Source organism: Paraburkholderia sp. BCC1885 (assembly GCF_900996235.1).
GTDB lineage: Bacteria > Pseudomonadota > Gammaproteobacteria > Burkholderiales > Burkholderiaceae > Paraburkholderia.
Map to the genome: position 1 here is coordinate 292,292 of NZ_CAAJGM010000219.1, position 18,149 is coordinate 310,440.

At 64.3% G+C, this 18,149-nt stretch carries 16 protein-coding genes and 1 pseudogene; 12 read left to right on the plus strand and 5 right to left on the minus strand.

The features are described 5' to 3' along the window. Nucleotides 1–19: 19 nt before the first annotated feature. Complete coding sequence (gene bioB / locus FQ755_RS25955; RefSeq protein ID WP_144157860.1) at nt 20–1,105, plus strand: biotin synthase BioB; 1,086 nt, start codon at nt 20–22, stop codon at nt 1,103–1,105. 103 nt (nt 1,106–1,208) lie between these two features. Here the strand turns inward: bioB and FQ755_RS25960 are convergent, their stop codons facing one another. Beyond that, nucleotides 1,209–1,814 (minus strand): RBBP9/YdeN family alpha/beta hydrolase, encoded by a 606-nt coding sequence (locus FQ755_RS25960; RefSeq protein ID WP_144157861.1) that lies wholly within the window; start codon nt 1,812–1,814, stop codon nt 1,209–1,211. A gap of 314 nt (nt 1,815–2,128) precedes the next feature. Between FQ755_RS25960 and FQ755_RS25965 the strand changes: the two genes are divergently transcribed. From FQ755_RS25965 to FQ755_RS25990, 6 genes and pseudogenes are all read left to right on the plus strand, one after another. Continuing rightward, nucleotides 2,129–3,070: a 2-hydroxyacid dehydrogenase gene (locus tag FQ755_RS25965; RefSeq protein WP_144157862.1), complete on the plus strand. Its 942-nt coding sequence runs from the start codon at nt 2,129–2,131 to the stop codon at nt 3,068–3,070. Between the two features lie 99 nt (nt 3,071–3,169). Beyond that, nucleotides 3,170–4,096, plus strand: coding sequence for a hydroxymethylglutaryl-CoA lyase (locus FQ755_RS25970; RefSeq protein ID WP_144157863.1), 927 nt, complete (start codon nt 3,170–3,172; stop codon nt 4,094–4,096). Nucleotides 4,097–4,130: 34 nt separating this feature from the next. Next, nucleotides 4,131–4,655, plus strand: a complete 525-nt coding sequence (locus tag FQ755_RS25975) for a YbaK/EbsC family protein (RefSeq protein ID WP_144157864.1) — start codon at nt 4,131–4,133, stop codon at nt 4,653–4,655. After that, entirely contained in the window at nt 4,652–4,891 is a 240-nt protein-coding gene (locus FQ755_RS25980; RefSeq protein WP_144157865.1) for a DUF1289 domain-containing protein, read from the plus strand. Before FQ755_RS25975 ends, FQ755_RS25980 begins: the two co-directional genes overlap by 4 nt. Continuing rightward, entirely contained in the window at nt 4,888–5,355 is a 468-nt protein-coding gene (locus tag FQ755_RS25985) for a MaoC family dehydratase (RefSeq protein ID WP_144157866.1), read from the plus strand. Before FQ755_RS25980 ends, FQ755_RS25985 begins: the two co-directional genes overlap by 4 nt. Continuing rightward, nucleotides 5,349–6,269, plus strand: a pseudogene (locus tag FQ755_RS25990) (MBL fold metallo-hydrolase). The gene FQ755_RS25985 and the pseudogene FQ755_RS25990 overlap by 7 nt, the downstream one beginning before the upstream one ends. Before the next feature lie 179 nt (nt 6,270–6,448). Here the strand turns inward: FQ755_RS25990 and FQ755_RS25995 are convergent. Next, on the minus strand, nt 6,449–7,339 hold the full coding sequence (locus FQ755_RS25995) for an alpha/beta fold hydrolase (protein WP_144157867.1): 891 nt from the start codon (nt 7,337–7,339) through the stop codon (nt 6,449–6,451). Between the two features lie 302 nt (nt 7,340–7,641). Between FQ755_RS25995 and FQ755_RS26000 the strand changes: the two genes are divergently transcribed. Continuing rightward, the gene (locus FQ755_RS26000) at nt 7,642–8,601 is read left to right on the plus strand and encodes an NAD(P)H-dependent flavin oxidoreductase (protein ID WP_144157868.1); all 960 of its coding nucleotides are present in this window, start codon (nt 7,642–7,644) and stop codon (nt 8,599–8,601) included. A 42-nt stretch (nt 8,602–8,643) separates the two neighbouring features. Here the strand turns inward: FQ755_RS26000 and FQ755_RS26005 are convergent, their stop codons facing one another. The 3 genes from FQ755_RS26005 to FQ755_RS26015 all read right to left on the minus strand — a co-directional run bounded on the left by FQ755_RS26005 (nt 8,644) and on the right by FQ755_RS26015 (nt 11,887). Beyond that, a complete protein-coding gene (locus tag FQ755_RS26005) occupies nt 8,644–9,582 on the minus strand; it encodes a LysR family transcriptional regulator (RefSeq protein WP_144157869.1) in 939 nt (312 codons plus the stop codon). Between the two features lie 192 nt (nt 9,583–9,774). Then, a complete protein-coding gene (locus FQ755_RS26010; RefSeq protein WP_144157870.1) occupies nt 9,775–10,866 on the minus strand; it encodes a porin in 1,092 nt (363 codons plus the stop codon). 505 nt (nt 10,867–11,371) lie between these two features. Next, nucleotides 11,372–11,887, minus strand: coding sequence for a hypothetical protein (locus FQ755_RS26015; protein ID WP_260858862.1), 516 nt, complete (start codon nt 11,885–11,887; stop codon nt 11,372–11,374). Between the two features lie 646 nt (nt 11,888–12,533). Here FQ755_RS26015 and FQ755_RS26020 point away from each other — a divergent pair. The 4 genes from FQ755_RS26020 (at nt 12,534) to FQ755_RS26035 (ending at nt 18,148) form a co-directional block, all read left to right on the plus strand. Continuing rightward, the gene (locus FQ755_RS26020; RefSeq protein ID WP_144157871.1) at nt 12,534–13,559 is read left to right on the plus strand and encodes a bile acid:sodium symporter family protein; all 1,026 of its coding nucleotides are present in this window, start codon (nt 12,534–12,536) and stop codon (nt 13,557–13,559) included. Between the two features lie 249 nt (nt 13,560–13,808). Next, complete coding sequence (locus FQ755_RS26025) at nt 13,809–15,659, plus strand: EAL domain-containing protein (protein ID WP_144157872.1); 1,851 nt, start codon at nt 13,809–13,811, stop codon at nt 15,657–15,659. 216 nt (nt 15,660–15,875) lie between these two features. After that, entirely contained in the window at nt 15,876–16,871 is a 996-nt protein-coding gene (locus tag FQ755_RS26030; RefSeq protein WP_144157873.1) for a LacI family DNA-binding transcriptional regulator, read from the plus strand. Beyond that, complete coding sequence (locus FQ755_RS26035; RefSeq protein ID WP_144157874.1) at nt 16,868–18,148, plus strand: AGE family epimerase/isomerase; 1,281 nt, start codon at nt 16,868–16,870, stop codon at nt 18,146–18,148. The genes FQ755_RS26030 and FQ755_RS26035 overlap by 4 nt, the downstream gene beginning before the upstream one ends. Nucleotide 18,149: the final 1 nt, after the last annotated feature.

An 18,149-nucleotide genomic window follows, 5' to 3' on the forward strand; every position in this document is an offset into this window, starting at 1 on the left:
ATCCACGAGGATTGACGATATGACCCAGCTTCACCTTGACCGCCCGCAAACGGACTCGACCCACACCGGCACCGCCAACGCAGCCAATGCGGCCGCTGCCGGCACAGCCCGCTGGCGCGTGGCCGACGTGGTCGCGCTGTACGAACTGCCGTTCAACGACCTGATGTTCCGCGCGCAGCAGACGCACCGCGAACACTTCGACGCCAACACCGTGCAACTCTCGACGCTGCTGTCCATCAAGACCGGCGGCTGCGAGGAAGACTGCGCGTATTGTCCGCAGTCGGTGCATCACGACACGGGCCTGAAGGCCGACAAGCTGATGCCGGTCGACGAAGTGCTCGCCGCCGCCCGGCTCGCCAAAGACAACGGCGCGACGCGCTTCTGCATGGGCGCGGCATGGCGCAATCCGAAGGATCGTCACCTGGAACCGATCAAGGACATGATCCGCGGCGTGAAGGCGATGGGTCTCGAAACCTGCGTGACGCTCGGCATGCTGGAGCCGCACCAGGCGCAAGGGTTGCGCGAAGCCGGTCTCGATTACTACAACCATAACCTCGATACGTCGCCTGAGTTTTACGGCCAGATCATCTCGACACGCACCTATCAGGATCGTCTCGACACGCTGGAACGCGTGCGCGATGCGGGCATCAACGTGTGCTGCGGCGGCATTGTCGGACTTGGCGAATCGCGTCGCGAACGCGCGGGGCTGATCGCGCAACTGGCGAACATGGAACCGTATCCGGAATCGGTGCCGATCAACAACCTCGTGCAGGTCGAAGGCACGCCGCTCACCGGCACCGAGGCGCTCGATCCGTTCGAATTCGTGCGCACCATCGCGATTGCGCGTATCACGATGCCGCGCGCCATGGTGCGTCTGTCAGCCGGTCGCGAGCAGATGAACGAAGCGCTACAGGCGATGTGTTTCCTCGCCGGCGCGAACTCGATTTTCTACGGCGATCAGTTGCTGACGACGAGCAATCCGCAAGCTGAAGCGGATCGCAAGCTGCTCGAGCGTCTGGGGATGCGGGCGGAAGCGGCGCAGCAGATGCCGCTCGACAAGAGCGGCTGCGAGCACGGTTGCGACGGGCATGCGGCTGCGAATTAAGCGAGCACGCTGAGCGGGCCAACCTGAGCGGGTCAACCCGCTGCCAAATAAAAATGGCCGCCTCGATGAGGCGGCCATTTTGCGTCTTGCATATCGCGTGGCTTCACACCAGCGCGTGACTCACCGCCTCCAGCGGCTCCTCATCCCGAAACCGCAACGGCGCCGCGCAATGCACCAGCGTATCGACGAAGTACTTGGCGCGCGGCCACGGCCCAAATCCGGCTGCCGTGTTGATATGCCCCGCATCGCCAAGATTCACGAAGGCGCTGCCGAAACGCTGCGCCAGTTCGCGCGAGCCGGCCAGCGGCATCCACGGATCGGTTTCGCTGCCGATCAGGATTGACGGCACGCCGAGGCGCCGCGCCTCGAACTGTCCCGCGAACATAAATTTTTCCGGACTGGCCGGCGCCACGAACAGCACGCCCACTACGTCGCCGGCATACGACGCCTGCTGCAAGGCATGCGCCGCCGCAAGGCAACCGAAACTGTGCGCCGCCAGCACGAACGGCCCGCGCTCGCGCGCCAGCAGTTCGCGCACCGAGCGCGCCCAGCCCGCCAGATCCGGCGCATCCCAATCCGCCTGTTCGACGCGCAGCGAGCGGGCGAACTGCCGTTCGAGCCACGTCTGCCAATGCGCGCCTTCGCTGCCGTGCAAGCCAGGTACGGTCACGAGCCGCGGCGGCCATGTCGATTTGCTGCATGAAAGCATGATTGTCCTCGCTGCCGGAATCCGGCAAGCAATCCGAGAACCTATTGTGAAACGCGGCCCGGCGGGCACGAACCAACTTTTTCTGATTTGCTTATTGGCGCGCCGCTTCGCATGCCCATGACCTCGCGCGCCGTCATCCGCGCCGCCGGACAACTGCATGTCCATGCTGAAGCGCGCGCAATCGGTCTCGAAAAAGTAGAATGAAGGCTATACGTAAAACGGAGGAGACCCATGTCGCACGCGTCGTCTGCCCAGCCATGGGCGTTGCAGCCGTTTCTCAGAGCTTGAGGGGGCATAAGGCTCATATCGACCGCATGAAGATCCTCTTCTACACCTCCCAAAACGACGCCGCCGCCTGGCTGCACGATTTCGCGCGGGCGCTGCCCGAGGCCGAACTGCGCGAATGGCGGCCGGGCGACAGCGCCCCCGCCGACTTCGCCATCGTCTGGCGCCCGCCGCGCGAAATGCTGGCGGAGCGTGCCGGCCTACGTGCCGTGTTCAATCTCGGCGCGGGCGTCGACGCCATCCTCGCGCTCGAACGCGCCCATCCGGGCACGCTGCCGCGCCGCGCGCAGCTCGTGCGTCTCGAAGACACCGGCATGGCCCCGCAGATGGCCGAGTACGTGACGCATGCCGTGCTGCGCTATCTGCGCCGTTTCGACGAATACGAGACCCTGCAGGCGCAACGCCGCTGGAAGGTGCTTGACCCGCATCCGCGCGACACTTTCACGGTCGGCGTGCTGGGTCTCGGCGTGCTCGGCACCCATGTGGCGCGCGCGCTCGTGCCGTTCGGCATGCCGGTACGCGGCTATAGCCGCAGCGCGCGCCAGATTGAAGGCGTGACCAGCTTCGCCGGTGAAGCACAATTCGAAGCGTTTCTCAGCGGCGTCAAGGTGCTGGTGAACCTGCTGCCGCACACGCCGGATACACACGACGTCCTGAACCGTCGCACGTTTTCGAAGCTCGCGCGCGGGGCATATCTGATCAACGTCGCACGCGGCGCGCATCTGGTCGAACAGGATCTGCTCGATGCGCTCGCGGACGGCCAGATCGCCGCCGCCACGCTCGACGTATTCCGCGAGGAACCGCTGCCCGTCGATCATCTGTTCTGGCAGGAGCCGCGCATTACGATTACCCCGCACAGTTCGGCGCAGACCTTGCGCGAAGAGAGCGTCGCCCAGGTCGCGCAGAAGATCGCCGCGCTGATGCGTGGCGAGGCGGTGAGCGGCGTGGTCGATATCGAGCGCGGATACTGAATAGAATGGCCGCTACGGCGCCGCTTCGCGCGGCAGCTTTGCATGCGACCGGAGTGAGCGCTCAAGCGCCAGCTCGGGTCGATAGACAGGAGATTCATCATGGCCTTGCCCCAAGCCGTCAAGATTGTCGAAGTCGGTCCACGCGATGGACTGCAGAACGAAAAAGACTTTGTGCCGACCGCCGTCAAGATCGACCTGATCAACCGCCTGTCCGCGGCGGGTTTTCGTAACGTCGAGTCGGCTTCGTTCGTCTCGCCGAAGTGGGTGCCGCAGATGGCCGACGGCGCCGAGGTGCTGGCCGGCATCGAGCGCCGCGCCGGCACGATCTACTCGGTGCTGACGCCGAATCTGCGTGGCTTCGAAGGCGCGCTGGCGGCGCGGGCCGACGAGATCGTGATCTTCGGCGCCGCCAGCGAGGCGTTCTCGCAGCGCAACATCAATTGCAGCATCGCGGAAAGCATTGCGCGCTTCGAACCCGTTGCGCAGGCGGCGAGGGAACACGGCGTGCGGATTCGCGGCAGCGTCTCGTGCGCGCTCGGTTGTCCTTATCAAGGCGAGGTGCCGGTGGCGTCGGTGGTGGACGTGGTGGAGCGGTTCGCCGCGCTGGGCTGCGATGAGATCGATATCGCCGATACGATCGGCGTGGGCACGCCTAAGCGCACGCGCGAAATCTTCGCCGCCGTCACCCAGGTGTTTCCGCGCGAACAACTGTCGGGCCATTTCCACGACACCTACGGCCAGGCGCTCGCCAACATCTACGCCGCGCTGCAGGAAGGCATCGAGATTTTTCATGCGTCGGTGGCGGGCCTCGGCGGCTGCCCCTACGCGAAGGGCGCGACCGGCAACGTCGCGACCGAAGACGTGCTGTACCTGATGAACGGCCTCGGCATCGAGACCGGCGTCGATCTCGCGCAGGTCGTCGCGATCGGCGATTTCATTTCGAACCTGATCGGCAAGCCGAACGCTTCTCGCGCCGGCAAGGCGCTGCTCGCCAAGGCACGCAGCGAACAAGGCGCGTGTGTTTAACCATGCATTTAACCTGATTACTGGAATGCGCTTTATGACGGACCACCTCCCTTCCTCATCCTCTGGCGACCTCGACGCACTGCCGGATTCGGCGCGGCGCGTCGCTCTGCTGCTGCGCGAGCGCGGCCACGCCGGTCAGATTGTGATGCTGCCGGAAACCGGCAAGACGTCCGCTGAGGCGGCCGCGGGCCTCGGCTGCGAGGTCGCGCAGATCGCCAAGTCGATTCTGTTTCGCCGCCGCGAGGATGACGCGCCGGTGCTGGTGGTCGCAAGCGGCGCGAATCGCGTCGACGAGAAAAAGGTCGCGGCGCACGTCGGCGAGATCGCGCGCGCCGATGCCAAATTCGTGCGTGAGAAGACCGGTTACGCAATCGGCGGTGTGTGCCCGATCGGTCACGCCACGCCGCCCGTTACGCTGATCGATGCCGATCTGCTCGCGCTCGACAGCCTGTGGGCCGCGGCCGGCCATCCGCATGCGGTGTTCAACCTGTCGCCGCAGGAACTGGTCGCGCTGACCGGCGCGCCGGTTGCCGACGTCGCATTGCGAGAAAGCGCATGAGCGCGACGCCTCCTGTCGTGACGCAGCCGCAGGACGCGCAGGTGCGCGTGCCATCACCGTGCATCAACGTGTGCCGGATGGACAAGGCGAGCGGCTGGTGCGAAGGATGTCTGCGCACCATCGACGAAATCCGCGGCTGGTCTTCCTATGACGACACCACCAAACGTGCCGTCTGGGACACGCTCGACGCGCGTCACAAGCAATGGATGGCGCAGGACCGGCCGACCGTGAAATGAAACAGGCGCCGCGCGTCGTGACGATTGGGGAATGCTTCAGCGCCACGCTGGCGCTGTCCGCGGACTCGGTCAAATCGTTCGCGACGCTCGTCCACGATACGAACCCGCTGCATCACGACGACGCTTATGCCGCGCATAGCCGCTTCGGCGGCCTGATCGCTTCGGGGACGCAGCCCACCGCGCACTTCATGGCATTGCTGGCCGCGCATTATTCGCAGCACGCACAGCCGCTCGGACTCGAATTCGATATCAAGCTAAAGAAGGCGGTCTACGCGCAAGACACGCTGACCATGACGTGGCGCGTGCTCGATGCGTGGTGGAAACCGAGCCTCGGCGGCGACCTGACGCAGCTCGCGGGCGACGTGGTCAACCAGCGCGGCGAGACCGTACTGCTCGGCGTATCGACGATACTCGTGATGCCGAAGCCGGCTCACGATTCTGCTCAGGAATCCGAATCATCATGACATTGCCCGAATCGATCCAGGTCTTCGAACGCGGCTGGTTGTCGTCGAACAACGTGCTGTTGGTCGACGACGCCTGCGCCGCGCTGGTCGATACGGGTTATGCGAGCCACGCCCCGCAAACTTTCGCGCTGGTGCAGGCGGCGCTCGGCGAGCGGCCGCTCGATCTGATCGTCAACACGCATCTGCACTCGGACCATTGCGGCGGCAATGCCATGCTGCAGTCCGCGTGGCCGTGCCGCACGGCGATTCCCGCGCCCGAAGCCGACGCGGTACGCAACTGGGACGAGGCGCGCCTGCCCTATCGCGCCACCGGTCAGACCTGCGAGCGCTTCAGCTTCACGGAGACGCTCACGGCCGGCGCTCGCCTCACACTCGGCGCGCTCGACTGGGAGTTGCTCGGCGCACCCGGCCACGATCCACATTCGCTGATGCTGTATTGCGCGCGGGAGCGCGCCCTGATCAGTGCGGACGCGTTATGGGAAAACGGCTTCGGTGTGATCTTTCCAGAACTGGAAGGCGAAAGCGGTTTCGCGGAACAACAGGCCGTACTGGAGGTGATCGCGAAGCTCGACATACACACGGTCATCCCGGGTCACGGCGCGCCGTTCACAAACGTTGAACTGGCGCTGGAGCGGGCCTTTTCGCGCGTGGCCTAGTTGCGTGCCGATCCCGCCCGTAATGCGAAGAACGCGCTGAAGGTGCTGATCGTGTTCAAGCTGCTCGAAGTGCGCGCCATGAGTTTCGATGCGCTGCTGCGCATGCTCGACGACGCCAGTGTCATGCGTGCCGCCGCAGCGATGCTCAAGCCGCGTGAGCAATGGCCGGCACTGCTACGCGGACTCGTGGAAGAGTTGGCGTCGAACGGCGGGCCGTTGACGGCGGACGGCGAGAGAATCCACGCCCGTGGCGTCTGATCGGTCCGGTCGACGTCATCCTCAACATCGGCCCCCACCAAACCCGAGCGCAAAAAAGAAAGCCGCTCGCCATGAATGGCGAGCGGCGGAATTCGGTCGACGTGATCATCGTCTATTGAAATCATACCTGTGCGATATTTTTGATCGCATCGGTAATTTCCCTACAAATTCATGACACTTTATTGCTCGACCGCTTCGAAGAAGGCCAGCATCTCCGCGACCAGTTCCGTCGGCGCTTCCTCCGGAATGTAGTGCCCGCACGGCAGCGCCCGTCCGCTGACGTCGCGCGCCACCTGACGCCATTCGGCGAGCGGCTCGAAGCACTTCTCGATCACGCCCTCCGCGCCCCACAGCACACGCAGCGGGCAGCCAATCTTGTGGCCGCGTTCGATATCGGCGCGGTCGTGTTCCAGATCGATGGTCGCCGATGCCCGGTAGTCCTCGCACATTGCATGCACCGCGCCCGGCTGCCGCAGCGCGCTGCGGTAGGCGTCGAGCGCCGCCGGGGCGAACGGAGCCAGGCCGGCGTGACGGCTGCCCATCACGCGGTCCACGTAGACGTCCGGATTCGCGCCGATCAGCGTCTCCGGCAACGGCTCCGGCTGGATCAGGAAGAACCAGTGGAAATACAGCGTGGCGAAGGTGCGGTCGGTGGCCTCATACATGGCGAGCGTCGGCGCGATGTCGAGCAGCATCAGACGCTCGACGGCGCCCGGATGATCGAGCGCCATCCGATGCGCGACACGCGCGCCGCGGTCGTGGGCGCAGACGAGGAAGCGTTCGTAGCCGAAGTGACGCATCACGGCCACCTGGTCGGCCGCCATTGCGCGTTTCGAATAGGCTGCGTGGGTGGCGTCGCTCGCGGGCTTCGCCGAGGCGCCGTAGCCGCGCAGATCGGTGGCGATCACGGTGAAGTGCTTTGCGAGTTGCGCCGCGCAACGATCCCAGATCAGATGCGTCTGCGGATGGCCGTGCAATAGCAGCAGCGGTGGCCCGGCGCCACCCTTGACCCCGAAAATATCGACGTCGCCCGCGGCGACGCGAAAGGGCGTGAAATCCTCGAAGGCCATAGCGAGTCTCTTGTCGTTGTGTTCGTGAAGGCATTGTAGGAGCGCTATGTGTCGATGCGGGTGGGCCAGGTCACCTAAACGTAGAACCTGAACACTCCTTCCAACTGTGCATATGCTGCGTGAGGGCGGTCATTCGCCTATAATCGAACGATCGTTCTTAAATTTGAATGTCACTGACGGACGACCCAGACGAGACAGCCCGCGCGGCCCGACTGCCGCTTGGGTCCCGCATCAGGTCCCGCCATACTTACCTATGCCAGGCGCTCAACGCGCACCGGCCCGCCTTACAGGAGACTCGCACCATGGCATTGCCCGCCGTCCTGCAGCAGCTCGCGCTGCCCGTCGTTGCCTCGCCCATGTTCATTGTCAGCTATCCCGAACTGGTGCTGGCCCAGTGCAAGGCCGGGATCGTCGGCTCGTTCCCTGCGCTCAATGCCCGCCCGGCCGAGTTGCTCGACGAATGGCTCACGCAGATCCAGGCGTCGCTCGCCGAGCACAAGGCGGCCCATCCGGATGCGGTGATCGGGCCGATCGCGGTCAACCAGATCGTGCATCAGTCGAACGCGCGGCTCGAGCACGACGTGCGGGTGTGCGTCGAACACAAGGTGCCGATTTTCATCACCAGCCTGCGCGCGCCCGCGCGGGAGATCGTCGATGCGGTGCACAGCTACGGCGGCATCGTGCTGCACGACGTGATCAACCTCCGTCATGCACAGAAGGCGCTGGAAGCGGGCGTCGACGGCCTGATCCTGGTGGCGGCCGGCGCGGGCGGCCACGCCGGCACCATCTCGCCGTTCGCGCTGGTGGGCGAAGTGCGGCGCATGTTCGACGGCCCGCTGGTGCTGTCCGGAGCAATCGCCAACGGCGGCTCGATCCTCGCCGCGCAGGCCATGGGCGCGGATCTCGCCTACATGGGCACGCGTTTTATCGCGACCCAGGAAGCCCACGCGGTCGAAAGCTATAAACACGCCATCGTCAATTCGAGCGCCTCGGACATCATTTACACGAACCTGTTCACGGGCGTGCACGGCAACTACATCCGCGAGAGCATCGTCAATGCGGGGCTCGACCCGGACGCGCTGCCCGAATCCGACAAGAGCGCGATGAACTTCGGCAGCGACAAGGCCAAAGCGTGGAAAGACATCTGGGGCGCAGGCCAGGGCGTGGGCCTGATGGACGACGTGCCGAGCGTCGGCGAACTGGTCGGGCGTCTGAAGAAGGAATACGACGAGGCGAAGGCGCGGCTGGGAATCGCGCGCTAAGCGGATCGCGCAGGGTGTCCCGGCGCGGCGGCGCGCGTTCGCCTAGCTCACGGCCAGCGCCTTGATCTGTTCGAGCGAAGGCCACAGCGCCTCGTCTGCGAAACGGGCGGCGAGAAAATCAACGAACGAACGCACCTTCGCCGACAGATGGCGGCGGCTCGCATACACGACATGGATCGGCAACTCGCGCGGCGGCACCTGCTCGACCAGCAGCGGCACGAGCCGTCCGTTCGCGAGGTCGTCGCCGATCACTTCCGTGCCGAGCATGGCGATCCCCGCGCCTTGCAGCACGATGACCCGCAGCGCCTCCAGATGATTGACGATCAGATTGCCGGAGAGCCGCATGCGCTGCCCGCCTTCGGCGCCCGCGGGCCCGAATTCCGGCGCCGCGACGCCCGCGTAGCGCAGATAGTTGTGGCGCGACAGGTCGGCAAGGTTGCGCGGCGTACCGTGACGCTGCAAATAATCCGGCGACGCGCACAACACCAGATGCGCGGTGGCGATCTGCCGCGCAATCAGTGAGGACGACTTCAGACCCGAAGGCGAGGCGCGAATCGCCACGTCGAAGCCCTCGTCGATCAGTTCGACCACGCGGTCGGAGAGCGTCATCTCCACGGTGACCTGCGGATGCTGAGCCGCATAATCGGCCACCGCGCTCATCACCCGGCTCAAGCCGAACGCCGACAGCGACGACACCCGCAAGCGGCCCTGCGGCACCACGCTCGCCGCGCCGACCACCTGCTCGGCTTCGTCGAGCTCCGTCAGCACCTGACTCAGACGTTCGTAATACTCACGGCCGGCCTCGGTCGGCGCGACGCGCCGGGTGGTCCGGTTGAGGAGCCGCGCGCCGAGCTGCTGCTCCAGATGCATCACGTGCTTGCTCGCCATTGCCGCGGACATCTCCATGCGCTCGGCCGCACCGACGAAGCTGCCCACTTCGACGACGTGGCGAAACACTTTCATACTGACGAGGGTATCCATGGCAATCGCTCTCGGGAGGAATCAATCGGAGCCATTTTGCCGTCTTTATCAAAGACACGTAAGTAAAGCGGGTCTACCGGCCATGACTTCGACGATCAGGAAGCCAGATACGACAAACCCCGTCTTCCTGCGAAGGACGGGGTTTGCGAGCGAAACAGCGCAGCTTTATGGCAATCGCCGCGCGGCCAGGGATCAGAACTTCGTGCGGATACCCACGCCGTAAGTGTTGCCCGACGTCTGGCTGGTGTAGTGGTCGTACATGTATGCGGCGTAGAGATCGGTGCGCTTGGACAACGGATAGTCGTAACCGAGCGCCGCCGTCTCGCGCGTCTGGTCCAGACCGCTGCCGTCGCGCGAGTAGGCATACGAAGCCATGATCGTCCCCGGACCCGCCGGAACCGTGACGCCGCCCTGGGCGGTGTTCACGTGCCAGCTGCCCATGACCTGGTCGTTATACGTGTACATGTACTGGCCGTAGAACTTGATGTACTTCAGGTCAAAGGTTGCGCCGAACTGGGCGATGCTTTGGCTCTTCATGTTCGGCAGGCCGACGCTCTGCGCGAGACCGGTCAGGTCGCCCGGGTTGTTGTTGAAGTTCACGTACTGATACACGCCGGTCGCCGCGAACGGGCCGTGGAAGTACAGGAACTGAGCGCTCCATTTTTTCGCGCCGTTATCCCCGGCAGTATTGCCGAGCGCGTACATCACATTGGCGCTCAGGCCGTTGAAGTTCGGCGACGAATATTCCACCGCGTTGTTCCAGCCCGAATCGCCGACCGCGCCTTGATCCGTCGTGTAGGTCGGGAAGGTGCCGAGGCCGAGGTAGGTCTGCCATACGATCGGCGAGAATTCGTATGAATCGACGAACGGGTTGAACAGAATCGTCGACACGAACAGCGGGGTCGTCAGGCGCCCGGCCGTCACCGTGCCGTAGGGCGATTCGATACCCACATACGCGTTGCGCGAGAAGAACGAGTCGCCGGTGAAGCGGCCGTACTGGCCGTTCTGCGCAAGGAAGAAGCCTTCGAGCGTGAAGATCGCCTTGTAGCCGCCACCCAGATCTTCCGAACCCTTCATCCCCCAGTAGGACGTCGACATGCCGCCGCCGGACACTTCCGCCGCGCTTTTGCCGTCCGGGAATTTCTGCACGCCGACCCATTCGTCGACCTGGCCATACAGCTGCACGCTCGATTGTGCGAACGCCGTCGATGCGCCAGCCAAAAGACCGGCGATCACGCTGGCCTTGAGAGTCGTTTTGAGCGCACGGCGGGTATTTGTATTCATGGGTTCTCCTGTCTTTGTCAAAAGGGATGGCTGTGCGGCGGGGAGCTCGCGTCAACGGTTTCCTGGTCGTCCGTCAGATCACCGAGCTAATCTGGGCGAGACCATCTTTGCGGACCATTTTTGCGAACAAAAATATGGGTTGTTATTGCCGGTATATCGGTCTGATTAATTTTGTTGTTTATCGGACTGATAAAGCACACCGGCTTCGCCCCCATATCCATCGATCAGACCTCTCTCAATGGCCTGTGAAGCCCATCAGGACTGCCATGCAATGACGAATAACGGACGAGCCGCGAGGTGGATGACCCACTGCGCGCGATGACACACAATTTGACGAATAAGGCAGACGGGATGAGCAGAGTTGTCACAGAAGTGTGGCGTGCATACGTCACTTATCTGGATGGGACGAACGGACACGGGCGGCGCAAGTGCTGCCTGACAGACTGAAAGCGACGTAAGAGATCGTGCGAGAACCGCAGGGCGAACTGAAAAACCTGGAAAAAACCTAATTGCGATAAGGAGACGGCGGCGGCGGACGCTGCATATAGTCGTCCGGAGGACGCGGCGCCGAACGTGAGCCACCGCGCTCCTCGTTATAGCGTGCGATGTCGGCGCGGATCGAGCCCGCGCGCACCATCGACTCATCTTCCGGCGGACGCGGCACCGAACGCGTCTCGGCGCTCACAGGCGTGATGGAGCCGGCGTACTGGTAACCGCCGCGCGGCTCAGGGCGGCTTTCGCCCCGGTTGCCGCGATCGCCCCGATAGGCGCCAGCGCCGGCCATCCGCTGCGGCTGCGGCGCGTTGTAGCCGCCGCGCACACCTGCCGGTCCATGCGCGGCAATTCGCGCATTGCGATCTACCGATGCGCCACGCTCCATGCGCGCACCGGCATTGGGATTGAAACTGCGAACGTCGTGCTGAAAACCGGCATGACCGAAGCCAACGCCACCGCCGCCATGCGGCCCCTGCGGCACCCTTGCATAGGCGAACGAACAGAGCGCAGTCAGAACTGCGCCCAAGATCCACCGCCTCGTTTTCACCGACCCTGCGTCCACCATGATTCACCTGCCCGAAGACCCGCCTGAAGCCTGCCGTTCGAGCCGCGGCGAGACTTGTTCCGGGATTCGCGACAACCGTGTCGGACTTTCCGACGCGGGCGCATCCCAATGGCCTTTGGTCAGTAATTTATGGGTCGCCCAGAGGGGTGTCGAGCCAAAAAGTGTTAGGCCTGACACTGCCTTGTAACACCGTGTTACTGCGACGTTTTTTCGCGACATAGGCCTTGCGCGGAGGCTCCATTCTGGCTTCCTAAATACCTCTCGACCTGCCTCTTAAACGAGGCTCAAACCGCCTATTCCGCGGCCCGGATTCCGACATGCGGAATGGCCTAAAAAGGACTCGAACAGATGCGGCCGGTTCGTCCTCGCGGCACAATGCCGACTATCGTTGCACAGCGGCTCGTGCCGCCGGGTTGGACCTCGCCGTAACGACACCCGCAGCGTCACCGAGGGCCTTATGGGCGCATCGCTCATCAATCGATTCGGCAAATGAATTTGCATTTTCAATCACTTTCCATTACTAATGGCTCCTCCCCCTGTCAGCAAACGGCCGTGCCGACGCGCACGCGCCCCTGCATTTCCGCATTGCGCGTATTGAGATTCTGAAATGGCACGCCCGAAACTGCTTCCCGATAACTTCACGTTGAGCCTCGTCGGCACCGTGATTTTCGCCAGCCTGCTGCCCGTGCACGGCCAGGCGGCCGTCGGCTTCAACTGGCTGACGAATTTCGCCGTGGGCCTGCTGTTCTTCCTGCACGGCGCCAAGCTCTCACGCGAAGCGATCGTGGCGGGCGCGACGCACTGGCGGCTGCATCTGGTGGTCCTGCTGAGCACGTTTGTGCTGTTTCCAGTGCTCGGACTCGCGCTCAAACCGCTGCTTTCGCCCCTTGTCACGCCTGCGCTCTACGCCGGCGTCCTCTTCCTCTGTACGCTGCCATCGACGGTCCAGTCGTCCATCGCGTTCACTTCGATTGCCAAAGGCAACGTGCCGGCCGCCGTCTGCAGCGCCTCCGCTTCGAGCCTGCTCGGCATCTTCATCACGCCGGCGCTCGTCAGCCTGATCGTCACCAACCAGGCTGCCGGTGGCTCTTCCGCGTGGCATACCGTCTGGAATATCGTGCTGCAGCTGATGGTGCCGTTCGTGGCCGGCCAGTTGCTGCGGCCGGTGATCGGCCAGTGGATCGAGCGCAATCGCGGCGTGCTGAAATTCGTGGACCAGGGCTCGATTCTGCTGGTGGTGTACGGCGCGTTCAGCGAAGCCGTTACCGAAGGCCTGTGGCACCATACCTCGCTCGGCGCGCTGGGCGGGCTGGTGCTGATCAATGTGGTGCTGCTGGCGCTCATGCTGAGCATCACGATCTTCACCAGCAAGCGACTGGGTTTTAGCCGCGCGGACCAGATCACCATCATCTTCTGCGGCTCGAAAAAGAGCCTCGCCGCTGGCGTGCCGATGGCGAAGGTGATCTTCGCCTCGCACACGGTAGGGGCCGCCGTGCTGCCGCTGATGCTGTTTCACCAGGTGCAACTGATGGTGTGCGCCGCGCTCGCCCAACGCTGGGGCGCGCGCGACCTCAGCGGCGAAACCCACGCCGCCGCCGGGGAGCGCCCCGCGCCGGCCGTTGCGCGCCGCTAGAGCACTGCTGCACGAGTCGAACAAGAAATTCATAAAGCGGCCCTCCCTGAGCCTGTCTGATGAAAGCCGCCGTTGCGCGGCTTTTCGTTATTTCACGCCGAAACGCGCGCGCCGTCGCCCTGGCCTGATGGCATAGGCCAAATGCACGTCCCCGGCGTGCCGCCGCCATCTGAGATGTCACCAAAAATTCACTCAACTTATCGGTCACATGGCCGATAAGCCGTCGGTCCACCGCTTTGGCCTACTGCCATGCCCCCTAGCTCGCCCCCCCGATATGCCGCGCCTAGCATCGGGGATCTGATCGCCCGGCGAGATCTGTCCGCCGTCTTCCAACCCATCGTGGATTTCGACGACGGGGCGATCCTCGGCTACGAGGGACTGATTCGCGGACCCGCCGGCTCGTCGCTCGAAAGCCCGTTCGCCCTGTTCGCGCAGGCGAACGCCGAGGGCTGCGTCATCGCCCTCGAACACGCGGCCGCGCGCACCTGCGTCGAGGCGTTCGCGAAACTGGCGTGCGAAGGCAAGCTGTTTCTCAATTTCAGCGCGGGCGCGCTGCGCCAGCTGGCCGAGACTTCGGACGACACGCTCGCGCTGCTGCGTCACGCCGGCATCGCACCCGAGCGGATCGTGATCGAGCTGACCGAGCAAAGCGCGATTCCCGACGTCGGCAATTTCATGCCGGTGCTCGCGGCGCTGCGCACCGCCGGCGCCCAGTTCGCGCTCGACGACTACGGCACCGCCAACGCCAGCATGAACCTGTGGGTGCGTCTGCAACCGGACGTGGTAAAGATCGACCGCTTTTTCATTCACGACATCGCCAGCGACCCGCTGAAGTTCGAGGCGGTGCGCGCGATGCAGCATTTCGCCAACGCCAGCGGCGCGAAACTCGTCGCGGAAGGGATCGAAAACGAGGCGGACCTGATCGTCGTGCGCGACATGGGCATTGGCTGCGGACAGGGCTATTTCTTCGGCCGGCCGAACGCGCAGCCCGCGCGGGTGGTCGCGGACGACGCGCGCAAGGCGATCCGCGCGGGCCATATCGCGGTGTTCCCTGAAACGACGCGTTCGGGTACTGCGTCGCCCTCGGGCGGCGTGGCCTCGGCCAAGATGATGGTGCACGCGCCGGCCTTGCCGCGCCACGCCACCAACAACGACGTGCTCGAACTGTTCAACCGCCTGCCCGACCTGCACGCGGTGGCCGTGGTCGAAAACGACGAGCCGGTCGCGCTGATCAACCGGCGCAGCTTCATGGACCGTTACGCGCTGCCGTATCACCGCGAACTGTTCGGCAAGCGGCCATGCCTGCTGTTTGCGAACGCCTCGCCGATGGTGATCGAAAAGTCGATGAGCGTCGAACAGATGGCCAAGCTGCTCGCCAGCGACGACCAGCGCTACCTGGCCGACGGCTTCGTGATTACCGACGGCGGCAAATATGCGGGCCTCGGCACCGGCGAGAAACTGGTGCGCGCGGTGACCGAAGTGCGCATCGAAGCGGCGCGCTACGCGAATCCGTTGACCTTCCTGCCGGGCAACATCCCGATCAGTTCGCATATCTCGCGGCTGCTCGACAACCACGCCGGCTTCTACGCCTGCTACGTCGACCTGAACCACTTCAAGCCCTTCAACGACCAGTACGGCTACTGGCAAGGCGACGAAGTCCTCAAGTTCGCCGCGGCGGTGCTGGCCGACGTCTGCGACCCGACCCGCGACTTTCTCGGCCACGTCGGCGGCGACGACTTCCTGATCCTGTTCCAGAGCGAAGACTGGCAGGAGCGTGTGCTGCGCGCGATCCACGTGTTCAACGAAGGCGCGCAGCGCTATTACGCGCCGGAAGACCGCGTTGCCGGCGGCATCCACGGCGAGGACCGGCGCGGCAATCCGACCTTCTACGGCTTCGTCACCATGGCGATCGGCTGCGTGCACGTCGAGCCGGACGGCGGCCCGACGCTGTACAGCAGCGAGGAAATCGCCTCGGTGGCGGCGCTGGCCAAGCGGCGCGCGAAGCAGGATGCGTCAGGCTTCGTGCTGATCGAAGCACACGAAAGCGCGACTTTGCTGCGCGGGCATACCGAGGCGCAGCGCGGTGGCGCGGCTGAATAACGGCTGAATAACGGCTGCACAACGGCTGCATAACGGCCCCTCACGCCCTAACTCGCCAGGCGTTTAGTACATTTTACTAAACGCAACAGAACTGCATTAATCCTATACATACGGGTATTTACGCGTATCGAATCCAGCCGCGAGAGGGATTTTCCGGATCGTTTTACTATACAATCCCCGAAAATCAACTAACCCAGCGGCCAGCCGCCCACCCCGATGGCTACAACCATCCGCGATGTCGCCCGCGCCGCCAGCGTGTCGATCGGCACCGTCTCCCGCGCACTGAAGAACCAGCCCGGCCTCTCGGACGCCACCCGTCTGCGGGTCGTCGAGGCCGCGCGCCAGCTCGGCTACGACTCCGCGCAGTTGCGCCCGCGCATCCGCCGGCTCACCTTCCTGCTGCACCGCCAGCACAACAACTTCGCGGCGAGTCCGTTCTTCTCGCACGTCCTGCATGGCGTGGAAGACGTGTGCCGCGAACGCGGCATCGTGCCCTCCGTGCTGACGGCGGGCCCCACGGAAGACGTGATCCAGCAGATGCGCCTGCATGCGCCCGATGCGATCGCCATTGCCGGCTTCGTCGAACCCGAAACGCTCACCACGCTCGTCGCCATGCAGCGCCCGCTCGTGCTGATCGACCTGTGGGCGCCCGGCCTGCGCTCGGTGAATCTCGACAACGCCGCCGGCGCCGCGCTCGCCATGCAGCATCTGTTTGCTCACCAGCGCAAACGCATCGCCTTCATCGGCGGTTCGCTCGCCCATTTCAGCATTGCGCAGCGCGCGCTCGGCTATCGCCGGGCGTTCTTCGAAGCCGGCCTGCTGTTCGATCCGTCGCTCGAAGTGACGATCGACGCCGGGCTCGACCCCGACACCGGCGCGGCGCTCGCCATGCAACGGCTGCTCGACGCGCCCGCTTCCACGGGGCAGCGTCCCGACGCCGTGTTTGCCTATAACGACGCCGCCGCGCTCGCCGCGCTGCGCGTCTGCCTTGCGCGCGGCCTGCGCGTTCCGCAGGACATCGCCATCATCGGTTTCGACGACATCCCGGCCGCCGCCCACGCCACGCCGCCGCTCTCGACGATTTCCGTCGACAAGGAAGCGCTCGGCCGGCGCGGCGTCGAGCTGCTGCTCGAAGAGTCGCCGGCCGAACTCGAACTCCACCTGCCCGTTCATCTCATTGCCCGTGCCAGTACCTCGGTGAAACAGCCATGACGCAACCCGATAAAACCCAAACGTCCCAGACAAGCGCCGCGAGCGCGGCCCCCGCAGTCGCCAGCTTCCGCCAGCGCGACTTCCTGCGCTCGCATATCCAGGACACGTTGCGCTTCTACGCGCCCAACGTGTACGACCCGAGTGGCGGCTTCTACCATTTCTTCCGCGACGACGGTTCGATCTACAACCGCACCACGCGCCACCTCGTCAGCAGTTGCCGCTACGTGTTCAACTATGCGATGGCCTACCGCGAATTTGGCGATCCCAAGCATCTGGAATACGCGCGCCACGGCCTCGATTTCCTGCGCAACGTGCATTGGGACGACGAACTCAAAGGCTACGACTGGGAACTCGACTGGCGCGACGGCACGAGCCACGTGCTCGACGCGACCCGTCATTGCTATGGCCTCGCCTTCGTGCTGCTGGCGTATTCGCACGCCGCGATGGCCGGCATCGAAGAGGCCAGGCCGATGATCGCCGCTACCTTCGAACTGATGGAACACCGTTTCTGGGACGCCGCCGCCGGCCTCTACGCCGACGAAGCCAGCGCGGACTGGCGCGTGAGTTCCTACCGTGGCCAGAACGCCAACATGCACACCACCGAGGCACTGCTCGCCGCCTACGAGGCGACCGGCCATCTGGTGTATCTGGATCGCGCGGAACGGGTGGCGTCGAACATCACGCTGCGTCAGGCGAAGCTCTCGCAAGGACTCGTGTGGGAGCATTTCCACGCGGACTGGTCGGTGGACTGGCACTACAACGAGGAAGACAGTTCCAACATCTTCCGTCCGTGGGGCTTCCAGCCCGGTCACCAGACGGAGTGGGCGAAGCTGCTGCTGATCCTCGAACGCCACCGCCCGCTGCCGTGGCTTCTGCCGCGCGCCATCGAACTGTTCGATGCGGCCATGACGCACGCCTGGGACAACGACCACGGCGGCCTTTACTACGGCTTCGGACCGGACCGCACGGTCTGCGATCACGACAAGTATTTCTGGGTCCAGGCGGAAACCTTCGCGACCGCCGCGCTGCTCGGCAAGCGCACCGGCAACGAACGCTTCTGGGACTGGTACGACGAGATCTGGCGCTATAGCTGGGCGCATTTCGTCGATCATCAATACGGCGCGTGGTATCGCATCCTGACCTGCGACAACCGCAAGTACAGCGACGAAAAGAGCCCCGCTGGCAAGACCGACTATCACACGATGGGCGCCTGCTACGAAGTGCTGATGCATGCACTGCCGCACGCGCCGTCCGCAACAACCGAATCCGCAGAGTGAC